This window comes from Bacillus sp. HSf4, assembly GCF_029537375.1.
Classification (GTDB): Bacteria; Bacillota; Bacilli; order Bacillales; family Bacillaceae; genus Bacillus; species Bacillus sonorensis_A.
The window spans coordinates 3,883,191-3,904,886 of sequence record NZ_CP120679.1 but is presented as its reverse complement, the minus strand read 5'-3'; the positions used below and the strand labels follow the sequence as shown (position 1 = coordinate 3,904,886).

At 46.0% G+C, this 21,696-nt stretch carries 25 protein-coding genes; 19 read left to right on the top strand and 6 right to left on the bottom strand.

Translation table 11 applies throughout. The annotated features are described in order from the left end of the window. Positions 1–2 precede the first annotated feature (2 nt). Positions 3–575, bottom strand: a complete 573-nt coding sequence (locus tag P3X63_RS20220; RefSeq protein WP_277691765.1) for an undecaprenyl-diphosphatase — start codon at positions 573–575, stop codon at positions 3–5. Positions 576–825: 250 nt separating this feature from the next. Between P3X63_RS20220 and P3X63_RS20215 the strand changes: the two genes are divergently transcribed. Then, complete coding sequence (locus P3X63_RS20215; protein ID WP_026589038.1) at positions 826–1,362, top strand: GNAT family N-acetyltransferase; 537 nt, start codon at positions 826–828, stop codon at positions 1,360–1,362. A 50-nt stretch (positions 1,363–1,412) separates the two neighbouring features. Here P3X63_RS20215 and P3X63_RS20210 read toward each other — a convergent pair whose 3' ends face one another. Further along, a complete protein-coding gene (locus P3X63_RS20210; protein WP_026589037.1) occupies positions 1,413–2,606 on the bottom strand; it encodes an MFS transporter in 1,194 nt (397 codons plus the stop codon). 3 nt (positions 2,607–2,609) lie between these two features. Continuing rightward, on the bottom strand, positions 2,610–3,038 hold the full coding sequence (locus tag P3X63_RS20205; protein WP_026589036.1) for a MarR family winged helix-turn-helix transcriptional regulator: 429 nt from the start codon (positions 3,036–3,038) through the stop codon (positions 2,610–2,612). 337 nt (positions 3,039–3,375) lie between these two features. Between P3X63_RS20205 and spoIIID the strand changes: the two genes are divergently transcribed. From spoIIID to mscL, 6 genes are all read left to right on the top strand, one after another. Beyond that, positions 3,376–3,651: a sporulation transcriptional regulator SpoIIID gene (spoIIID, locus tag P3X63_RS20200; protein WP_006639358.1), complete on the top strand. Its 276-nt coding sequence runs from the start codon at positions 3,376–3,378 to the stop codon at positions 3,649–3,651. A 185-nt stretch (positions 3,652–3,836) separates the two neighbouring features. Beyond that, a complete protein-coding gene (mbl, locus tag P3X63_RS20195) occupies positions 3,837–4,838 on the top strand; it encodes a cell shape-determining protein Mbl (protein ID WP_006639357.1) in 1,002 nt (333 codons plus the stop codon). 205 nt (positions 4,839–5,043) lie between these two features. Continuing rightward, positions 5,044–5,883, top strand: coding sequence for a flagellar hook-basal body protein (locus P3X63_RS20190; RefSeq protein ID WP_026589035.1), 840 nt, complete (start codon positions 5,044–5,046; stop codon positions 5,881–5,883). 48 nt (positions 5,884–5,931) lie between these two features. Then, a complete protein-coding gene (locus P3X63_RS20185) occupies positions 5,932–6,759 on the top strand; it encodes a flagellar hook-basal body protein (protein WP_277691759.1) in 828 nt (275 codons plus the stop codon). A gap of 212 nt (positions 6,760–6,971) precedes the next feature. Next, positions 6,972–7,406 carry a 3-hydroxyacyl-ACP dehydratase FabZ gene (gene fabZ, locus P3X63_RS20180; protein ID WP_026589033.1) on the top strand — a complete coding sequence of 145 codons (435 nt, stop codon included), beginning with the start codon at positions 6,972–6,974 and terminating at the stop codon, positions 7,404–7,406. 69 nt (positions 7,407–7,475) lie between these two features. Beyond that, a complete protein-coding gene (gene mscL, locus P3X63_RS20175; RefSeq protein WP_026589032.1) occupies positions 7,476–7,859 on the top strand; it encodes a large conductance mechanosensitive channel protein MscL in 384 nt (127 codons plus the stop codon). Positions 7,860–7,902: 43 nt separating this feature from the next. On the opposite strand, the gene P3X63_RS20170 is transcribed toward mscL, so the two are convergent. Continuing rightward, positions 7,903–8,316 (bottom strand): YwpF-like family protein, encoded by a 414-nt coding sequence (locus P3X63_RS20170; protein WP_026589031.1) that lies wholly within the window; start codon positions 8,314–8,316, stop codon positions 7,903–7,905. Positions 8,317–8,479: 163 nt separating this feature from the next. On the opposite strand from P3X63_RS20170, the gene P3X63_RS20165 reads away from it, so the two are divergent. The 12 genes from P3X63_RS20165 to P3X63_RS20110 all read left to right on the top strand — a co-directional run bounded on the left by P3X63_RS20165 (position 8,480) and on the right by P3X63_RS20110 (position 17,275). Beyond that, on the top strand, positions 8,480–8,851 hold the full coding sequence (locus P3X63_RS20165) for a hypothetical protein (protein WP_077736055.1): 372 nt from the start codon (positions 8,480–8,482) through the stop codon (positions 8,849–8,851). Positions 8,852–8,955: 104 nt separating this feature from the next. Then, a complete protein-coding gene (locus P3X63_RS20160) occupies positions 8,956–9,297 on the top strand; it encodes a single-stranded DNA-binding protein (protein WP_077736056.1) in 342 nt (113 codons plus the stop codon). 224 nt (positions 9,298–9,521) lie between these two features. Continuing rightward, positions 9,522–10,478 carry a sugar-binding transcriptional regulator gene (locus P3X63_RS20155; RefSeq protein WP_026589028.1) on the top strand — a complete coding sequence of 319 codons (957 nt, stop codon included), beginning with the start codon at positions 9,522–9,524 and terminating at the stop codon, positions 10,476–10,478. Continuing rightward, complete coding sequence (locus tag P3X63_RS20150) at positions 10,475–10,918, top strand: transcriptional regulator GutM (RefSeq protein WP_077736058.1); 444 nt, start codon at positions 10,475–10,477, stop codon at positions 10,916–10,918. Before P3X63_RS20155 ends, P3X63_RS20150 begins: the two co-directional genes overlap by 4 nt. Further along, positions 10,915–11,463 (top strand): PTS glucitol/sorbitol transporter subunit IIC, encoded by a 549-nt coding sequence (gene srlA / locus P3X63_RS20145; protein ID WP_026589026.1) that lies wholly within the window; start codon positions 10,915–10,917, stop codon positions 11,461–11,463. The genes P3X63_RS20150 and srlA overlap by 4 nt, the downstream gene beginning before the upstream one ends. Positions 11,464–11,477: 14 nt before the next feature. Then, on the top strand, positions 11,478–12,485 hold the full coding sequence (gene srlE, locus P3X63_RS20140) for a PTS glucitol/sorbitol transporter subunit IIB (RefSeq protein WP_077736059.1): 1,008 nt from the start codon (positions 11,478–11,480) through the stop codon (positions 12,483–12,485). 22 nt (positions 12,486–12,507) lie between these two features. Further along, positions 12,508–12,876, top strand: coding sequence for a PTS glucitol/sorbitol transporter subunit IIA (locus P3X63_RS20135; RefSeq protein ID WP_026589024.1), 369 nt, complete (start codon positions 12,508–12,510; stop codon positions 12,874–12,876). A 14-nt stretch (positions 12,877–12,890) separates the two neighbouring features. Further along, positions 12,891–13,676 (top strand): sorbitol-6-phosphate dehydrogenase, encoded by a 786-nt coding sequence (gene srlD / locus P3X63_RS20130; RefSeq protein WP_026589023.1) that lies wholly within the window; start codon positions 12,891–12,893, stop codon positions 13,674–13,676. A gap of 19 nt (positions 13,677–13,695) precedes the next feature. Further along, the gene (locus P3X63_RS20125; protein WP_026589022.1) at positions 13,696–14,361 is read left to right on the top strand and encodes a transaldolase family protein; all 666 of its coding nucleotides are present in this window, start codon (positions 13,696–13,698) and stop codon (positions 14,359–14,361) included. Positions 14,362–14,504: 143 nt separating this feature from the next. Next, a complete protein-coding gene (locus P3X63_RS20120) occupies positions 14,505–15,296 on the top strand; it encodes a transcriptional regulator GlcR (protein ID WP_026589021.1) in 792 nt (263 codons plus the stop codon). Further along, positions 15,293–16,168: a Cof-type HAD-IIB family hydrolase gene (locus P3X63_RS20115; RefSeq protein ID WP_077736060.1), complete on the top strand. Its 876-nt coding sequence runs from the start codon at positions 15,293–15,295 to the stop codon at positions 16,166–16,168. The genes P3X63_RS20120 and P3X63_RS20115 overlap by 4 nt, the downstream gene beginning before the upstream one ends. A 303-nt stretch (positions 16,169–16,471) precedes the next feature. Beyond that, entirely contained in the window at positions 16,472–17,275 is an 804-nt protein-coding gene (locus P3X63_RS20110) for a YwqG family protein (RefSeq protein WP_026589019.1), read from the top strand. Positions 17,276–17,325: 50 nt separating this feature from the next. Here P3X63_RS20110 and P3X63_RS20105 read toward each other — a convergent pair whose 3' ends face one another. Together P3X63_RS20105 and P3X63_RS20100 are read right to left on the bottom strand one after the other, a co-directional pair. Further along, on the bottom strand, positions 17,326–20,091 hold the full coding sequence (locus P3X63_RS20105; protein WP_277691758.1) for a DEAD/DEAH box helicase: 2,766 nt from the start codon (positions 20,089–20,091) through the stop codon (positions 17,326–17,328). Beyond that, a complete protein-coding gene (locus P3X63_RS20100; protein ID WP_277691757.1) occupies positions 20,078–21,670 on the bottom strand; it encodes an SWIM zinc finger family protein in 1,593 nt (530 codons plus the stop codon). Before P3X63_RS20100 ends, P3X63_RS20105 begins: the two co-directional genes overlap by 14 nt. Positions 21,671–21,696 lie beyond the last annotated feature (26 nt).

Sequence of the window (21,696 nt, the reverse complement as noted above, 5' to 3'; positions counted from 1 at the left end):
CACTATCTGAAGATCGCTTTTCTTAATTGCTGCACGATCGTATTGTAGAAGGAAATGATCCAATGGAAAAGCGGATTTAAATGTTTGGAAAATTTGAGTACAATCAGTGAGACGAATATAGCTACCAATATGCTTCCTAAAACATCAAGCGGATAATGGTGCCCCACCCAGATGCGGGAGAAGCCCGTCAATAAACCAAAAGCGATCATCAAGCTCCCGATTTTACGGTGAATGAGCCAGAATGCGATCGAAATCGCCAATGCTCCCGTCGTATGGTCACTCGGGAAGGACGCATCAGCAGCGTGGTGGATCAATACGTTGACATGGTGAGCGACGAAAGGTCGCGGCTCAAAATATATCAAGGTGATCAGGTAATTGGCTGCCAAGCCTAAAACGCCTGTAAATCCCGCCTGAAGAACGCTTTTTTTATAAGCGCGGCCTCCGAAAAGCCAAATCGCCAACAGCGCCAGCGCGTACAGGTAAATCGCTTTTTCCGTAATGAAAATCATCAGATTGTCGAGAATATTGCTGTGGTGTGATAGATTATGGATTGCGTTGAATAATTCGTAGTTCACAAAATCACCTTTTTAATATTTTAGAATTCTATTTTTGTCAGACAGTAAGGGGACGAGATGACGTCTAAAAAGGTTTCATTTTCAATAAAGACTCTTTGAAAGATTTTTGTTGATATTGGATACCTGACCAAACGGAAGGTATCGTTGAAATAGCCGAGACCTATTTCTTCTATCCTTAAAAAGGACAACGCGTCATTACTAAGCATGGCAACCCTACCATGCAACCGTACTTTGAGAGGAGAATGATGTGATGGTTGAACTAAAATATTTTGAGTATTCCGATTTCAGTCAACTGATGAAATGGATTGATTCACCGGAATTTTTACTTCAATGGGGAGGACCGGCGTTTGATTATCCCTTGAATGATGCTCAACTAGGAAAATATATCGAAAATGCAAACAGTGATCACTCAGAAACATTAGCTTATAAAGTAATTGATGGTGACACCGGTGATGTGATTGGGCATATCTCTTTAGGGAAAATTGACCGAAAAAACAAATCTGCAAGGGTGGGAAAAGTATTAGTCGGTGATCAAAATGCAAGAGGCAAAGGAATAGGTCAGCAAATGATCAAGAAAATCCTTCGTATTGCATTTGATGAACTTCATTTACACAGAGTCAGTCTAGGGGTATTTGACTTCAATGTTTCAGCTATCGCCTGTTACGAAAAAGCGGGATTTATGAAAGAGGGTTTGCTAAGAGATTCAGCAAAAAATGGTGATGAATACTGGAGTGCTTGGGAAATGAGCATTTTAAAACATGAGTGGTTGAAAAAGAAAAATGAATAGGACAACAAATGTAAGAGCCGGGCTTATATGCCCGGCTAAATAATCAAGAATCAATCCGCAATGGATACATTTCTTTTTTCCTTCAGTAACGCAGGCTTTCGGCTCCAAGTATAGAGGAACAGGTTGACGAGCACGAAAACCCCCGAGAATAAATAGATGCTTGAAAATTCGGTTTGTGTAACAACAAGGCCGAACACGAAGGAGCCGACTGCGATCCCTGAATCGAAAAGGGTGAAGTATGTGGCCGTCGCATAGCCGCTTCTATGCTTCGGAGAAGCCTGGATGGCAAGCGTCTGCAGGCAGGGGGTGATGGAACCATAGCCCATGCCGATAACAGCACCGGAAACCAAAAGCATCGCACTGCTGTTTGTAAAAGCCAGCAGGCAAAGCCCGATGCTGAACATGATGATGGACGGGTAAATGACGACCCCGGGGCCGACCTTATCATACAATTTTCCGGTGAAGGGACGCGTCGCCATCATGGCCACGGCAAATACGATAAAGAAATAGCTGCTCGCTTCAATCAGCCCGAGGGATTTTGCATAAACAGAGATAAACGAGATCACGCTCGAATAGCAAAAAGAGACGAACAACCCGACCGTAGCGATCCGCAGTGCGCCTTTTTCAAACATATTGGAAAAAGACAATTTGAAAACGGCGGAGGTTCTGTCATTTCCTTTAGGAATCCGGATGAGCGCGGTACAGACGATTCCGATGGTGACGATGATTGAAAACAAAGCAAACAGTGCAGTGAAGCTTATCTTATCAAGCAGGTTCAGGGCGATAAACGGACCGATGACGACCGCCATGTTCATGGACATCGCAAAGTAGCCGAGCCCTTCCCCGCGGCGCGCCGCCGGAATCAAATCCGCCGCGATTGCACTCGTGACCGTGGTGATGATGCTGAACCAGATCCCCTGGAAAAAACGGAGTCCCAGCAATACGTAAATATCTTGAATGACGATGTAGAGGAAAGAAGAGAGCGTGAATAATATCACGCTGACAAGCGCCATTCTTTTTTTCCCGAACCGCTCGATCACCGCGCCCGAAAACGGCCTGGCAAAAATCGCTGACAGCATAAATCCGCTGATCAAGAGGCCTCCTTCCGACTCGCTGCCGCCGAGCTCCTGCATTGCATAGACGGGCAGCACTGTCATGAGTGCATAAAAATAGACAAATATAAATAAATTGATCAGGACAACCATGATGAAATCTCTCGTCCAAATCGCTTCAGTTTGTTTCACAGGCTACATCTCCTTCTTGTTTCCATCTATAAATCGCTTTAATAAACGCTGGAATGTTTCTTTATCTTGATCATCAAATACGGACAGCATATCCTCTTCGAAATCCTTCATTTTCGCTTGTATGCCATCGTATTGAATGATGGCTTCTTCCGTCATTTTGACGACTTTTTCCCTTTTATCCTCGCCCTGTAGTCTTTGCACCCAGCCGTTTTGCTCAAGGCGTTTGACGGTCCTGGTCACAGTCGGCGCCTCTACATGCAGATACGTCCATATGTCTTTTTGCGTCATCGGGCCGAAGGTATGAAGGCAATACAGTATTGACCATTGAGCGCCATAGAGGCCGCATGATTCAAGCTGTTCATTCGTTTTTTTGGAAATCATCCGTGCGCTTTGATTTAACTGGTGAATGATCATTCGATTGATATGCTCCATACGACGAATACCTCCGAAAATATTTACCTAGGTAAATAATAAACTTTATTCATTTTACTGAATGTCCGGAATGCTGTAAAGCGAAATTTTTGAAGGGCGAAATAAATTTGCCGGATAAACCCCTTGTCCTCCTTGAGTTTTTAGCATAATCCCATGTAAGTGCTAATACACTGATACAAACCTAACAAAGAGAGTGTTTGAGGTGAGGGATCGTGGGAGTATTTCAAAGTTCTACTTGGAAAAGCATAAAACGGAGAAGTTGCGCAAATAATGGTTTCTTTCAAAAAACGGATCTCATTTCACACTTCTCACATCCATTTTAGGGAGGTCGAGTGGTGTGCACGATTACATCAAAGAGCGAACAATCAAGATAGGGAAGTACATCGTGGAGACGAAAAAAACGGTTCGTGTGATAGCGAAGGAGTTTGGTGTTTCCAAAAGTACCGTTCACAAGGATTTGACAGAAAGGCTGCCTGAAATTAATCCTGATTTAGCCAATGAAGTAAAAGAAATTCTTGATTATCATAAATCAATCAGACATTTGCGGGGCGGAGAAGCGACGAAACTGAAATATAAAAAAGAGGAAATCCTTGAAAGGGAGCCTGTCCAGTAAGGAAGATTGGATCAAAAATAAGCTTTGTTTTTCAAAATTTCCCGGTATCCTCCGTAAAAAGCCACAAAAATTTTGTGAAGAATGTTAACAAGAACGCTTTTTTTTCTAATATTTATGATAAAATATATAATTAGGGCAGAATGTGGATATTGCTGTGAAACAGATTTTGAGGAGGATATAGATAGATGTTTGCAAGGGATATTGGTATTGACCTTGGTACAGCAAATGTGCTGATCCATGTCAAAGGAAAAGGGATTGTCTTAAATGAACCATCAGTCGTTGCTCTTGACAAAAACACTGGGAAAGTGCTCGCTGTCGGTGAAGAAGCAAGAAGAATGGTAGGACGTACACCTGGGAATATTGTTGCGATACGTCCATTAAAAGACGGCGTTATTGCAGATTTTGAAGTGACAGAAGCGATGCTGAAGCATTTCATTAACAAGTTGAATGTAAAAGGCCTGTTCTCAAAGCCGCGCATGCTGATTTGCTGCCCTACAAATATTACGTCTGTCGAGCAGAAGGCGATTAAAGAAGCTGCTGAAAAAAGCGGCGGAAAGCATGTGTACCTTGAGGAAGAGCCGAAGGTAGCCGCAATTGGTGCCGGGATGGATATTTTTCAGCCTAGCGGAAACATGGTAGTTGACATCGGCGGTGGAACGACGGATATCGCGGTCATCTCAATGGGCGATATTGTCACCGCCTCTTCTATTAAAATGGCCGGGGACAAGTTTGACCTTGAAATTTTAAACTACATCAAACGTGAATACAAACTGTTAATAGGTGAACGGACTGCTGAAGACATTAAGATTAAAGTCGCAACTGTTTTCCCAGACGCACGTCATGAGGAAATCTCCATTCGCGGCCGTGACATGGTTACAGGTTTACCGAGAACCATTACGGTAACGAGCAAAGAGGTTGAAGAGGCGCTTCGCGAATCTGTATCTGTCATCGTACAGGCTGCCAAGCAGGTGCTTGAAAGAACACCGCCTGAACTTTCAGCCGACATCATTGACAGAGGCGTGATCATCACCGGCGGTGGTGCATTGTTAAACGGCCTCGACCAGCTTCTGGCAGAGGAGCTTAAGGTGCCGGTTCTTGTTGCTGAGAATCCGATGGATTGCGTGGCGGTCGGTACAGGTGTCATGCTTGACAACATGGACAAGCTTCCAAAGCGCAAATTGAGCTAATCAAAGGCCTCATTCTTTTAGAATGAGGTTTTTTTATGTAAAAGCTTTAAAGACTCGGAAAGCTGCCGATAAAAAGATTAGTATACTTGAATGTTATTATAGAACAAACGTTCCTATATTGCAAATCAGACGGCCAAGCCGGCCGTTGCTTAACATATCCAGACCTTTCATTTAGAAGGCAAGACACATATCCTGAGGTGAAAAGATGTTAAAAGGGCTTTATACAGCAGCTTCTGCTATGGTCACTCAGCAGCGGCGGACGGAAATGCTGACGAATAATATAGCAAATGCGAATACACCGGGCTATAAAGAAGACCAGGGATCGATCCGCGCTTTTCCCGAAATGCTTTTGAGCCGGATGGAATCCGATTCTGTTCAAACCGGCGGCAGCTCCCGCTCATTTTCCAAACAAACGCCGATCGGCTCGATCAATACAGGTGTTTACATGCAGGAACTCAAACCCCAATTTTCGCAAGGAGATCTGCAAAGCACAAATGAGCCGACAGATATTGCGCTTAGTGAAACTGAAGTTCCTGTCAATGAAGAGACGAACGATAAAGCGGCTCTTTTTTACGCCGTCCGGCTTGAAAGCGGGGATATTCGCTATTCAAGAAGCAGCCGCTTTTCGCTGAATGAAAACAATGAACTGACGATTAACGGACATGCCGTCCTTTCCACAGACGGCCGGCCGATTACGGTGGGAAGCGAGAATTTTCAAGTGGCCGAGGATGGAACCGTCACAGAAACCGGGCGGAACCTTGGTCAAATCGATGTGAGAATCGCGCGCGATACAAGAAATTTGGCGAGGGAAGGCAATGATTTGTATCGGACTGAAAATGGAGAGGATCTGCCGAGCGCAGCCGCTAATCCTGATGTCCGGTACTCCGTCAAACAGGGCATGACGGAACGCTCAAACGTTGACATCACAAGAGCCTATACGGAAATGACCGCTGCCTATCGTTCGTTCGAGGCCAACCAAAAAGTCCTTCAGGCTTATGATAAAAGCATGGACAAAGCTGCGAACGAAATTGGCAGAATCGGCTAACACAACCAGGATGCTTCCGACGAAATAAATGGAGGATGTTAAAAAACAATGCTTAGATCCATGATAACAGCTTCAAATACAATGAATCAGCTGCAAAAACAGATTGACAGTATCAGTCATAACCTTGCAAATACTGATACGACGGGATATAAAGCGAAAAATACAAGCTTTTCCGAGCTGGTAAGACAGCAGATTGAACAAGTGGATGAGAAGAATAATGAAGTGGCGCAAAGCAGAAAGACACCGCCCGGGCTTCGGGTCGGCGTCGGGGCCGTCTTGACGGAATGGCTGACACAAAAGCAAGGGAGCTTAAAGGAGACGGGCCGCGATCTTGATATCGCGCTGACTTCCCCTTACCAATTCTTTCAGGTTGATGTCGATGGCGAAGTTCAATATACGCGGGACGGAACATTTTATTTGACGCCTGCGCCTGGAAACGCCAACCAGCTGGAACTGGTCACCAAAGAAGGGCATCCTCTGCTTGATGAGAATGGGGATGCCATACGCTTCGACCGGCGTTATCAAAACTTTCAAGTAGACGGCAGCGGAACGATAACCGTGTCAACAGGAAACCAAGCCGAAGCGCCTTTAAGCTTCAATTTAGGCATTGCCCAGGCGGTTAAGCCGCAGGCTCTTGCTGCAGAAGGAGGCAATCTTTTCTCTGTCAGAGAAGATTTGCGAGACACAGCCCTCATCAATTTAAACGGTGCGGGGCGGCAGGACATCTCGATGAAACAGGGCTTTCTCGAATCGTCCAACGTAGATATTTCAAAGGAAATGACCGATCTGATTTCCTCACAGCGGTCTTATCAAATGAATTCGCGTGCGATCTCAATGGGCGACCAAATGATGGGGCTCATCAATTCAGTGCGCTGACGTTTCAAAAAGAGCAGACTCGAGCGAATGCTGGGCAGTCTGCTCTTTTTTATATACACCATCCGGGCTCGGATTCCGCCGGCTCTTGACAAGGGGTTGTTCATATCTTTTGTTGAAAAAGATTCCGTTTCATAATATACTTCCAGTTGTACAGAATGAGGCGCTTAACATAGTTCTATACATACTTTTCAAAAAAAGGAGATGTCAAGGCGATGCTTGATGCTCAGCAAATCAAAGAAATAATTCCCCACCGTTATCCCTTTTTGCTCATAGACCGGGTGACAGAAGTAGAAGAAGGGAAACGGGCAAAAGGTTATAAAAATGTCACGGTAAACGAAGAATTTTTCAACGGTCATTTTCCGGAGTATCCGGTGATGCCGGGTGTCTTGATTGTTGAAGCGCTCGCGCAAATGGGAGCTGTTGCGCTCCTGATGAAGGAAGAAAATCGCGGAAGACTGGCGTTCTTTGCGGGGATTGACAGCTGCCGCTTTAAAAAACAAGTCAAACCGGGAGACCAGCTGCATCTTGAGCTTGAAGTGATCCGCTTCCGCGGTTCAATCGGCAAAGGAAAAGGGATCGCCACGGTTGACGGTGAAATCGTTTGTGAGGCCGAGCTGATGTTTTCGCTCGGAGAAAAGCAGGAATAATCCTTTGACAGATGGGTTTTCGATCAACCCATTTGTTTTTTTATCATAAAAAGAAAAGGTGATCCTTGTATGTGGAATGATTTTAAAAGCTTTGCGATCAGAGGAAATGTGATTGATCTCGCCATCGGGGTCATTATTGGAGGCGCCTTTGGCAAAATCGTGACATCAATTGTCAATGATATCATGATGCCCATTCTCGGCCTTCTGCTCGGAGGCTTGGATTTTTCGGCGCTTTCCTTCACATTTGGAGATGCCGAAGTGAAATACGGGCTGTTCATACAGGCGATTGTGAATTTCTTTATTATTTCGTTTTCGATCTTTCTGTTCGTCCGTTATATCTCGAAGTTAAAGAAAAAGCAGGATGAGAAAGAAGAAGAAGCCGCTCCGGATCCGCAGGAAGAGCTGCTCAAGGAAATCCGCGATCTGTTAAAAGAGCAGGCGAAGCGATCTTAAAACACTCGACACGAAAAGGCTGCCGTTTTCCGCGCAGCCTTTTCTATATATTTTGTTTGAATGCTTCAAGAAGCCGGTCACCGGAGTAGCCTTCTTTCATCAATCCTTCTAAAATCTTGTCTGAATCCTTCCTCAGCTTTGAGCTCACCATTTTGCCGTCCAATAAAACGGAAACGTGCTCGCCGAGAACCGTAATGTTTTTCACCTTTGCCAGAAGCTGTGCCGGCCGATTGCTTTTTTTGGTAATCGTCACATACGCTTTCACTTCTTTGCCTTCCTGCAGAAGATATTCAAAAAAATACCGGTATTCCTTGGAGACCAGCCCTTCGACCATCCAATGGTTTTCACCGTCTTCCTTATTGATAATAAGGCCGTCAATCAGCGGGAACTCTTCAAGCTGTTTTGACGATTCATCCTGGCGTACGATTTTCAAATCAATAAGCCTAAAGGTTTTCATCGCTATCACCTCACAAGCTTCCTTAGTTGTATAACCATTATATCACATTCAGTTTGAGAGCTCCTAAACTGCGGCTGTCCGCTTATTTTTAATTTTACAAAAAGTATTTGATAATGCTTTATTTTTATTTATACTTTAGGTGATATTGAGCAGGAGGTGACTTATGAACCATTTTTACTTAAAAGAAGTATTTGTAATCAAATACAATCCGTCTGCTGATTGTCTTCAATCCAAACCACTGATTCGTTTTCTGGGCGGCGACCATAAGTATGAGATTGATATGTACTGCCATGAAGGTATTGTGTTTCGCTATGAAACAAAGGATCAGATGGAAATATACGAATTTCAAGTAACATTCAAAGAGAAAGAATTGTCATTCCGGCTGTATGCTTGGGACGGAGGCTCATATGTCCGCTTGTATTCTGAACAATGGCTGGCATCTCCTGTGTTTCTGCAGTTTTTAAAAAATACGTACTTTGTAAATAAGAAAGAAATGATGTTCATGATTTGTGGGAGGAAAAAGCAAAAATTATAATAAAAAAACGCAATTTTCGTTATTCTTTTTTCTCTTATCACCATTTTTCTTATATGCTTTTCTCGTATAAACTGGGGGCAACCGAGTACGAAGGGAGGGACAAAATGTTTAATCAGATCATGCTGGTCGGGCGTTTGACGAAGGACCCGGAGCTTCGGTACACACCGGACGGCGTCCCGGTGGCGAACATTACCTTGGCTGTCGGCCGGTATTTCAGAAATGCAGCCGGCGAAATGGAGACGGACTTTATCAATTGCACACTGTGGCGCAAAACGGCTGAGAACACGGCTGCATATTGCAGAAAAGGCTCGATCATCGGGCTGGCTGGAAGAATTCAGACCCGAAATGGGATTGATTCAGAAGGAAACCGGTTCTTTAAAACCGAAGTCGTTGCCCGTTCAGTACGATTTATAGGCGGAAAGGCCCGTGAACCAGCCGATGCCTAGGAAAGCAAAGCCCCCCTTTTACCCCTTTTTATAAAAAATCAATCAACCTCCCCGTTTTACCCCTCTTATGGCCGGTCTTACACGACCGGCTTTTTTATTTTAGACATAAAAAAGACAAATTTAAATTGACGGGGAAAAACCACATCTGTATAATGAAAGCGAATACACAACAAATGATCAATGTTTGCTCAAATGTGCAAAGTGAAGGGTGATCTCAGGTGGAGATGAAGGAAGATAAGCGTCTGTTAATCAAAATCTGCAAGATGTACTACGAAGAAGATATGACACAAAGCCAGATCGCAAAAGCGACAGGGATATACAGGACAACTGTCGGACGCATGCTGAAAAAAGCGCGGGACGAGGGGATCGTCAAAATTACCATTGATGACCACATCGGTGCGCACTATGATTTGGAACGCGAGCTCGAACAGCTGCTGGGTCTCAAAGAAGTATACATTTGCGAGACGAGTCCCGGCCAAACAGAGGAAGAAAAGAAGAAAGCCGTCGGCAAAGCAGGGGCCGATATGTTAAAACGCATCGTTAAAGACGGGGATACCGTCGGCTTCGCATGGGGAACGACGATGGCGGGAATGATCGGCGAATTCCACGGCGTGAAAAAGCGGAGCGCTTCTTTTGTTCCGCTTGTCGGCGGTCCGGGCGCAATGGACACGAAATATCATGTGAACAGCATCGTCTACTCCATCGCCAGCGATTTTGGCGGCACTCCCTATTTTATTGATGCGGCGGCCGTCGTTGAAAAAAAGGAAACGAAGGATGAAATCGTGAAATCCCACTATTTCAAAAAAATCGAAGGTTTATGGAACGACCTTACCGTTGCTGCTGTGGGAATCGGAGCCCCGCTCAGCTCATCCAATATGATCTGGACCGGATTTTACGGTGATCAGGATATGGAGCGCTTGGAAGAAAAACAGGCAGTCGGGGATATATGCTCCCGTTTTTTTGACCGTCAAGGAAGATTGGTAGAGACGGAGATTAATGATAGAACGATCGCGATCGACATCAATCGGCTCAAAAGTCTGGAGTATTCGATCGGTCTCGCCGAGTCCCATGAAAAGGTCCCTTCCATTATAGGTGCAGCTAAGGGCCGATACATCAATATTTTGGTGACAACTGCCGAAACAGCGAGGGAAATCGCCGAGGAGGTGAAAAATCAAACATGATCATTTATTTTATCATCGCCCTCGGGCTGGCCTGGCTTCTCCAAAGCATTTTTGGTTTTTGGCAGATCAGGCATTTCAATCGAACATTTGCGGAATACAGACGTTTGGGAAGGGTAGCGGTCGGCAAGCGGACCGGTTTATTCCGAGCCGGCACGGTCGTTTTGTTTGTCATTGATAAACGGAACAAAATTCTTAAGGCCTCCAAAATGCAGGGAGTGACGGTTTTTTCAAGGGTCAGGCCATTACCGGGCTTTGAGGGAAAATACTTGCTGAAAATCGGTCCTGAGGAGCTTGCCCCGCACGACCGTCTGACCAAGATGGCGATCGAAGATGCCTTAAGAACATTTGACATCGTCACGAAAGGGGGTGATATCCCGCCGAAGAAAACGCCGCTTCAAAAACTGATGAATCTTTATACAAAAAAAAGAGGTGAAACATGAAAAACGTAACATGGCTTGCAGAGAAGTTTATGGATTTGTTCAGACACGGCGGAGAAGTTTTTGTCAGCATGCTTACAGACATCGTTCCTTTACTGATCATGCTGCTTGTCGCCATGAACGCACTCATACGTCTGATAGGAGAACAGCGCGTTGAAACGCTTGCGAGAAAGTCGGGAAAAAACCCTTTGACAAGGTATCTGGTTTTGCCTGTCATCGGTACGTTTATGCTTGCCAATCCGATGACGCTGTCGCTTGGAAGATTTTTGCCTGAAAAATATAAACCGAGCTATTATGCGGCCGCTTCCTATTCTTGTCATACTCATAACGGACTCTTTCCCCATGTGAATCCCGGCGAGCTTTTCGTCTTTCTCGGGATCGCCGCCGGCATCACGACATTGGGGCATGACACGACAGAGCTGGCTTTGCGCTACTTTTTAGTCGGAATTTTCACAAACTTTTTGCGAGGCTGGGTGACCGATTTCACAACAAACTATGCGGCTAAACAGCAGGGCATTCAATTGAAAAACTCGGTGGATCTTAAATAAGGAGGGCGTGAAACATGAGTTCCTATCGTTCAGTTGTCGTTTCAAGAGGACAGGGAGGATTTGGCGGACCGCTTGTGATCACCCCTGATGGAGAGAAAAATAAAATCGTTTATATCACGGGAGGAAACAAACCGGAGATCGCCGACCGTTTGGCGGAGCTGACAGGCTGTGAGCTTGTCGACGGCTTTAAGACGACGGTTCCCGAAAAAGAGATGGCCGCAGTGATCATTGACTGCGGAGGCACGCTTCGCTGCGGTCTTTATCCGCAAAAACGAATCCCGACAATCAACCTCATGGCAACCGGGAAAAGCGGGCCGCTCGCCGCACATATTACGGAAGATATCTATGTTTCAGGCGTAAAAAAAGAGAATATTAAACTGCATGAGGCTGAAGAGGAGCCGAAACAGTCCAATATTCTAAAAGAAAATCATATTGAAAATAAACAAAACCATTATAGCACAGAGAAAAAAATTAGTGAACAGCAGGCGCCTAAAGGACTGATGGCAAGAATCGGGATGGCGATGGGATCTGTTGTCAGCGTCTTTTATCAGGCTGGCCGGGATGCAATTGAAACCGTTATCAAAACGATTCTGCCTTTCATGGCATTTGTCGCCTTGTTGATCGGCGTCATTAAAGAGTCGGGAATCGGCGATATTTTTGCCAAATTTCTGTCTCCTTTTGCAGGCTCTTTGCCGGGCTTGCTATTAATCTCGCTCGTCTGCTCATTTCCGCTGCTTTCCCCGTTTCTCGGACCTGGGGCGGTGATCGCCCAGGTTGTCGGTTCATTGATCGGGGTGGAGATTGGCAAAGGTAATATTCCGCCGAATTTGGCGCTGCCGGCCTTGTTCGCGATCAATTCACAAGCTGCCGCCGACTTTGTTCCCGTCGGTCTCGGACTTGCGGAAGCGGAAGTCGAAACGGTTGAAGTCGGAGTGCCATCCGTCCTTTATTCGCGTTTTTTGACGGGGGCGCCGACCGTTTTCATTGCCTGGCTGGCAAGCTTTGGACTATATGACAGCTAGATTTTTTATGGAGGGGAAATAGATGGTAATGCTCTATAAAACGACGGTAAACAAGATCGGAGTCCTCTCATCCGCTTTTGCAGATGAGAACATGCTCATCCTGTTCGGCGAAGGAGCGCCGGAAGAATTGGTAGACTACTGTTTATCTATAGATATCAATCCTGTGGAAAGTGACTTTAAAGAAGGCGATGAACTTTTGCTGGGCGGAAAGTCTTACAAAGTGACAGCCGTTGGAGGAGCCGTTGCCCAAAATCTGGCCAGCCTCGGCCATATCACGCTGAAGTTTGACGGATCCCACGCTGCTGAATTGCCCGGGACACTGTATCTTGAAGAAAAACCATTACCTGAAGTATTGGTCGGAGACACCATTCAAATTCAAAGATGGTCATAAGGAGCGCATGCGATATGAAAATAAATGAACGAAAAACTGCATTGATTTGCGGCGGAGGGCAGAGCCTTGGCGAAGCCCTTTCCTACCGCATGGCCGAAGCCGGTTATGATGTTGCGGTTGCAGATATCAACGGTGAAAACGCGAAAAAGACCGCTGAAGAAGCGGCTGAAAAATATGGCGTCAAATCATTGGCGGTCCAAGCCGATTTTACCAATGAAGCCGATGTCAGACAGATGGTTGAAAAAACGGCTGCGGAATTCAAGACGATCGATGTCATGGTGTACAGCGCCGGGGTCGCAAAAAGCAATAAAATCACAGACTTTCAGCTGAAGGATTGGGAGAAGACGCTTGAGGTCAACCTTACGGGATACTTTCTCTGCGCGAAAGAAACGGCAAATGTCATGATTAAACAAGGAAGCGGGTCGATCATTCAAATCAATTCAAAATCCGGAAAAGTCGGCAGCAAACATAATACGGCTTATTCGGCTTCAAAGTTTGGCGGGGTCGGGCTCACCCAAAGCCTCGCACTTGATCTGGCAGAGCACAATATCCGCGTCAACAGCATTATGCCGGGGAACCTGTTGAAATCTCCGATGTTTCAAAGCTTAATTCCGCAGTATGCGAAGAAGCTGGGCATCCCGGAAAGCGAAGTCGAGCGCGTATATACGGAAAAAGTTCCGCTGAAGCGGGGCTGCACGTACGATGATATCGCCAATGCCGTTTTATTTTATGCATCCGACCAGGCGTCCTACATGACGGGCCAATCAATCAATGTCACCGGGGGACAGGTCATGCATTAAGCGGAGGGAGTGATCAGGAATGAAAATGCTGGTTGATACAGCCGATATAGCAAAGATTGAACATTTGCTGGGTTCCTTTCCCATTGATGGAGTGACGACGAATCCTGCTTTAATTGCGAAAGAAAAACGCCCTTTTAAACAGCATATTCAAGAGATTCGCCGGCTTCTTCCAAGCCGCCTGCCCCTTCATGTGCAAATCATTGCCGAGGATTGTGCAGGCATAATAGAGCAGGCGAAATATGTGCATGACTGGCTGGACGGTAACGTGTGGATTAAAATTCCGGTAACGAATGAAGGTCTGCATGCCATTCAGAAGCTTACAGCAGACAACATCAAAACAACAGGGACAACGGTTTATACCCCTTTACAGGCGGTTCTTGCAGCAAAAGCCGGAGCCGGATATGTCGCGCCATATGTCAATCGGATTGATCAAGAATGCGGCGACGGGGCAGGTGTTGTCAAAACGATTGCCGAAGTATTTCATACTTACCGATTGAACTGCAAAGTGCTTGCGGCAAGTTTTAAACATAACGGCCAGATCATTGCCGCCATGGAGGCGGGGAGCCATGAGGCGACGATCAGTCCGGAGCTTTTGGCGAATATGCCTGGTCTGCCGGCTGTCAAACGTGATCTTGAAGGATTTCGCGACGTGTGGCAGTCTCAATATGGAACATTTTCACTTTAGTATGAAAGCCTGAGTGACGCTGGAAAAAATCCGGCCCTCAGGCTTTTTTTTGCTTAAAAACACTTATTTATTCTTGATTTATTAGCTGTATAAACTTATAATCACTTATAAATGATGAAATTCACTTAAGAAGGAATGATTCAGTGTATCAAGAGGAAAGGCTTATTTCTATCATTGACTATTTAAAGGAACATAAACGGATTTCCGTTGACCAGATTTGTTCATTATTTCAGGTTTCAAGGGATACTGCAAGGCGCGATCTCGTCAAGCTGAATGAACAGGGAGCGATTATCAGAACAAGAGGCGGAGCGATTCTTCCGACAATTCATGATGAAATCAAAGATTACTCAGGACGGCTGAATATCGTGTCTGAAGAAAAAAGCTTGATCGGCAAAGCGGCCGCTTCACTGATCAGGGAAGGCGACCGCATCATCTTTGACGCATCCACCACCGTTCAAGCATGTGCCGAGCATTTGCCTGATCTCAATTGCACAATCATTACCAACTCGATTAATCAGGCGGAGGTTCTTTCTGCAAAACCGGGGGCCTGTATCCACCTGCTTGGCGGAAAACTGCAAAAAGAGCACCGGTTTTTATACGGCGCTTCCGTGATTGAAAAGTTGTCGTGCTATCATGTTGATAAAGCGTTCATCGGAGTTGTGGGGATTTCTGAGCACGGGCTTACGATCGCCCATGAAGAGGATGGGATGGTCAAACGAAAAATCATTTCCCAGGCGAAACAAGTGATTGCGCTCGCCGACCATTTGAAAATCGGAAAATCGGATTTTTATCGATATGCTGAGTTAAGCGATATCGATCTCTTGATCACAGACCGGCTGCCGGGGGAAGCTTTTCAGAAGCTGCTCGATGAGAATGGAGTGGAGCTCGTCGTAGCGGGGCATGAAGGAAATGAAGAGGGGGAGTTTACGAGATGAGAATGATTGCGTTGGATTTGGATGGAACGCTTTTAAATAGTGGAAGCAAAGTCGCCGAAGAAAGCATAGATGCGATAATAAAAGCCAGGGAGCATGGGATTGAAGTGGTGATTGCCACAGGAAGGGCTTCATTTGATGTAGAGGCGATTTTTAATCCGACCGGCTTGAAGACATGGATCATCAGCGCAAACGGTGCGGTGATTCACGATCCAGAAGGCCGCCTGTACCATGCCGTTCCGATTGATCGGAACAAGGCGGAAGGAATTCTTCAGTGGCTTGAAGAAAAGAATTACTATTATGAGGTATTCAGCGATGATGCGATCTTTACACCGCAAAATGGAAAAGAGCTCCTTGAGATCGAATTGGACCGCTTAAAAAGTGCAAATCCCGAAGCCGACTTATCCAGGCTGCAGCTGGCCGCCGAACAGCAGCTCAGCCAGCATGGATATGCCTATATCGGCTCCTATCGCGAGCTTTTTCAGCCTGACCGGAATGTGAATGTATACAACATCTTGGGCTTTTCGTTTGATCAAGAAAAGCTTAAGAAAGGCTGGCAGCGATTTGAAGGTGAAAAAGACCTCACACTTGTCACTTCGGCAGAGCACAACTTTGAGCTGGAACACCTTCAGGCATCAAAAGGACTCGCTTTGGAAAAGCTTTCTCAAAAACTCGGCATTCCTCTTTGCGAAACAGCAGCCGTCGGTGACAGCCTCAATGATTATTCCATGCTGAAAATAGCGGGAAAAAGCTTTGCCATGGGAAATGCCCGTGAGGATATTAAAGAGATGGCGGATGAAGTGGCGCCGACAAACGATGAAAATGGCGTGGCTTGGGTGATCCATCAGCTGATTGAACAAGTAAAATCGGTTTAATTCGCATATCCCTTTAATCGGCGTGATGCCTTGTCAAAACGGCAGCGTAACGATGAGGGAGTGCGGTTAAGCAGCGGATTCATTTGATCCGCAGGCTGTCGACAATGTCGGCAGCCTTTATTTATGTGAAAACATTAGACAAATATACCTGTGAGCCAATATTTTTTGTTGCTTTTTATTCATTGTTTGCCCTGGTGATCTTTGTTACTATTTAACTATTATTTCTAGTTATTTAATAGATCTTGCCCTGAATCAGCAGGATCGCATGAAGAAGGATAGGCAATCAGAAGGAGGGCGAAAGAGATGGAAAAAGCGTTTCCATTACCTGAAAAAATGGCCGGATTCCGCGGACAATTTGAAAAATCAGCACGTGACTATTTGAATTTAAAAGTGAAAAAAGCAAAAACCGGCCGATATGACAGCAAACTGGCAGGTGATCCTTATTTTCCGAAATCTGAGCGCTATCCTGTAGACAGCCAGGGAAAACCGATGAAATTGCTTGCACAAATTAATTTTTCCGAAATGCCTCAGCTCGAACATTTCCCGGATTCAGGAATTCTGCTTTTTTTCATTTCTGTCAGCGATGATGTTTACGGTTTAAATTTTGACAATCCGTGTGAACAAACGAGTTTTTGCATTAAGTATTTTGAGGATCTGATTGACGATGAAGCCGAGCTTGTCACCGACTTTTCATTTGTCAAACTTGAGGACGAGCTGCAATTTCCGATTGGATGTGAGGCTTCAATTATACCTGAAAAGCGGTCTGAGTTGGTCTCTCCTGCTGATTTTCAATTTGAACAATACGCCGGACTGGATGTGTGGTCATTTTTTGAACAATTCGGAGATCAAGAGGAAGCGGTTTTCGAAGAGTATCATGACATGCACGGCGATTTCTCCCATAAAATCGGCGGCTATGCCTGTTTTACACAAACAGACCCGCGGATCTATGATAATGGGGAACATACGATGCTTCTATTGCAAATTGATTCGGATGATGACATTGACGCGATGTGGGGAGATGTAGGGATCGCCAACTTTTTCATTCGGCCCGATGATCTGAAGAAAAAAGATTTTTCAAACGTATTGTATCATTGGGATTGTTGTTAGGAATAAGCGGAAAAAAACAGCTGTCTTCGCAAGACAGCTGTTTTTTTAAGTTAACCCGTAATCGCCGAAGCGTTCAGTGTGAATAATTCTTCAAGCTCATCTTCAGAAAGCTCGGTGATCCAGTTTTCGCTTTGAATGATCTGATCATTCAATGATTGCTTGGATTCGAGCATCCGGTCGATTTTTTCTTCAATCGTACCGGTGGTAATGAGCTTATGGACGTGTACAAAGCGTTGTTGCCCGATTCGGTATGCCCGGTCTGTGGCCTGGTTTTCAACCGCCGGATTCCACCATCTGTCATAGTGGACGACATGGTTGGCGGCCGTCAGATTCAGTCCTGTTCCTCCCGCTTTTAAGGACAAGATCAGGATAGGGAACTCCTTATTTTGAAACTGTTCCACCATCTTGTCCCGTTCAGGTTTTGACAGGCTTCCGTTTAGAAACTTGACCGGTTCGCCCAACGATGTTTCAAGCTGGCGCTTCATCATGTCGCCCATTCCGATGTACTGGGTGAAAATCAGGCAGCTTTCATCGCTTTCACGGACGGTTTTCGCCAATTCGAGCAGTTTTTCCAGTTTGACGGATCTGCCGTGAAGAAGTTCCGATCCGAATTCCTTTAAGTAAAGGGCCGGGTGGTCGCAGATCTGTTTCAGCTTGCCGAGCATGCTGAGGATCAAAGCTTTCCGCTGCATGCCGGCAAGGCTTGTCATATGTTCGAACGTATCTTTGACGAGCTGCTCGTAAAGGGAAGCCTGCTCGGCGGAAAGCGGCACGAATTCTTTTTCCTCCTGTTTTTCCGGCAGGTTGAGCGCGACCTCCTGATCCCGTTTTGTCCTCCGCAATAAAAACGGCTTAATCAGCTGCTGGAGCTGCTCGATCCGCTTTTCATCACGATCTTTTTCAATCGGCAGGACGAAGCGCTTGTGAAAGCTGCCAAGACTTCCGAGGTAGCCTTTATTCATAAAATCGTAAATCGACCAAAGCTCTGTCAGACGATTTTCCATCGGTGTTCCGCTCAGCGCGATATGGTGAAGGCCGTTCAGCTTTCTGATCGAGCGGGATTGCTTCGTATGCGCGTTTTTAATGTTTTGCGCCTCGTCAAGGCAGATGCAGTTCCACGTCACAGAAGCGAGTTCGTCAAAATCGGACTGTGCAAGGCCGTAAGATGTCAAAATAATGTCCTGATCTTTGCAAAACTCGAGAAACGCTTCACCTTTCGGGCGTTTTGGCCCGTAGTGGAGCGCGGCCGACAAGCCGGGGGCGAACGTCTCAAGCTCGCGCTGCCAGTTGCCGAGGACGGAAGTCGGCGCGATAATCAGAGACGGCGCTTTTTGCCCCTGTTCTTTTAAATAGGCGAAATAAGCGATCATTTGAATGGTTTTTCCGAGTCCCATATCATCGGCGAGGCAGGCGCCAAAGCCGCAGTTTCTGAGAAAAATCAGCCAGTTTACGCCATCCTCCTGATAGGCTCGGAGCTTGCCTTGAAAGGTTTTGCCGATGGGATAGGCGGGAAGCTCGTCCCTGTGGCTCAGCTTTCTGATCATATTTTTGAGCTGATAGGACAGTTCGAAACGAACCTCGCTGAAAGCGGATGCGTCGAACAGGCCGTCTTCATCCGGCATGTCGTTTTTGTCCGTCAGTTCGCGCGCCAGAATATCTGACATATGAAGTCCTTCAGTTTCCGCCCGCTCCATCAGCTTTTTCATTTGTTTGATAAAATTCGGATCGATTTTAATCCATTGGCCGCGGATATTGACGAGCCGCCTTTTATTGGCGACAAGCTGATGAAATTCCTCCTCCGTCAGTTCAATTCCATTTGTCGCAAATCGCCAGTTGAAGTCCATGAGCGCGTTCATCCCGACAAAAGATTCTCCGCGGGGAGCCTGCGACACCTTCGCCTTCAGCATCATATTGCTGTCTTTAACAATTTGCCACCACGACGGGAGGAGGATTTCGATCCCCATATTGACGAGTGTTTCACTTGCCTCTGATAAGAAGATCCAAGCTTCTTCTTCTGACAAAAGCGTTGTACCCGATTCGATTGAAAGCCACGGCACGATTTGGCGGAACCGGTCCTGCTCACGGGCGATTTTGTCCGCGTAGGTTTTCCATGATTTTTTCAGGCTGTTCAAACCGTCAAAAAAGCGAATATCGCCGCTTTTTTTATCGCGCAGAAACAATTCGATTTTCCAATCGTCGCCGTCAAACTCAGGTTCGTTTAAACGGAGCCCGACGGTGAACGGCGCGGGATTTTCACGCCAGCCGATCGTTTCAAGAAAGTCTTCTTCATCAAGAAAATGCCCCTGGAATGTGGTGACCGCCGGGGAATGCGCCACGATCTCTTCCCATTTCGCTTTCAGCTCGTCATGATAGTCGATGTAATCTTCCACAGCGCGGGAAAACCATTCCGCCGTATAGCCCTCCAGCAGCCCTTCCTGGTCCTTAAAGCGTATAACACCTTGCTTCCATGCTTCATAGTCGGGGAGGAAATCTTGATCTTCGATGAATTCATAAATGGTTGAAGCGGTTTTCATTAAAGGCTCCGTTTCCTCGGTCAGGATGATCTCGCTAAAGGAATTAAACGAGTTTTTCCCGAGGAATTCGGCCGCCATCCAGGGAGACAGAACAACGGCCGGTGTTTCCAAACCGGCATCTTCAAGGAAGGTGCCGTAAAAGGATGATTCATGCCACTGGAATAAATGCCTTTCCATCTCACTTCGTGAGAGCTGCTGCTGCTGCTGATCATAACAAGATAAAATGAATGTGCAGTCTTCAGACTGTTCGACATGGATTACGATTTCTTTAAGACTCGCCATCAATCAACTTTCCTTTCTTTAGCTCCTCCTGAAATGCCCGCAGCCTTTTATAGCGGGCTGAAAGCTGTGCCATAAACCGGTCCCAGACAGCCTGTTTTTTCAACTTCTTATAAAACGTGCGCAATTTTTTTAAATATTTGACGGCATCTTTATAAGCGGAGCGGTTTTTCTGCTCAATCAGCTCGACAATTTCCCTGTGATAGGAAGGGATCAGCGCTTCAGGCGCTGCCGCCGCGATATCCTTTAAGGCATTTTGTCCGATTTCTGAAATGGAAAAACCGACGAGGCTGTGGATCTCCATCCATTCCATAAACCGCTGTTTGCCATAAAGAAATTGGCTGTACTCTGTAAATGTATATGGAAGACATTTTCGGCAATACCTTTCAAACACATGCTCGTCCTTTGTATGATGGCTGTAATCTCCGAGAAACAGGAAAAATTCGCTTAAGACATCTCGTATTTCCCGGTACGGTTTGTCGAGTCTGCAAAAGCCTTCCACAAGGTTTTCCAGCTGTTCATACCATTTTTTTAGACGCTTCCAGTCTTTTTTTGCCGTCATGATTCCGAGCCATTGAAATGTATACGGAAGGATTTCAGGAGAAAACGCGGCCGATTTTTCAAAAATGGCATCATCGTTTTTCAGCAGAAACTCAAGATGAAGCCGGCCGAATTGAACTTCGGGAGACGCCTTCAGTCCGCTTAAGATGTTCAGCTCTTCTTTCAGCCATTTCGGGCGTGAAAGGAGTGCGCTCCATACCTCTCCGAAAATCCGCAGTCTTTCGTATTGGAAAATGTCCCGTTTTAGAAGCAGTTCCCGCAGGACGGCGGGCGTCTTTTCCAAAAACGGGTCTAGGGAAAAGGACAGCGCATATGTCTTCAGTTCATCGATCGCGCTGTAGATCGTATCCATCAGCTGTTCGATGTAAGGGTTGAGCGAATAAAAATCTTTCTCCGGGTCGATCCGGCCTTTTTCAATTAATGTATGCATGGCCAGCCATGTCGCAAGGGCCGCATGGATCTGGTACATTTTTTTTAGTTCCGCCTCAGCCGGTGTCCGCTTTTTTAAACTTGAAAAATAGCCGTAATACAGGTATTGCATCGTCTGCTGGTTTTTCGGCGTATACTCCTCCCAACGCCTGAATTCGCTTTTGAAAAAGCTGATCCAGCTGTGCAGCGAATCTTTCCCAGACTTATGATGCATTTGCCCAACCAGCATGTCCTGGCGCTCGCGCCGTTTCTCTTCTTTCCAAAATTCCGTGAAAGTGCCCAATCGTTCATATTGTGCATATATATATAAGTAAACGGCAAGCACATGGCGGCAGATGTTTTGGGCAGGGCATGTACAGGTGCTTTTTTTGATATCGGATAGGTCGATTTCAACCTTAACCGGGACAACATCCTGAACGTAAGCGGAGACTGTATGCCCGTTCAGCGGCTTGACTCTGTAAACGGAATCTTGTCTGTATAAGATCAGCGCTTTTTTCATCAGCTGAATGTTCTCAGCAGTGCACGGCAGTACATGCTTAAACTGTTCAGCCGCTTCCATTACAACTGTCTTTGGGATCATACTTTGAAGCATGTCCATCGCTCCTAACCGAATGACTT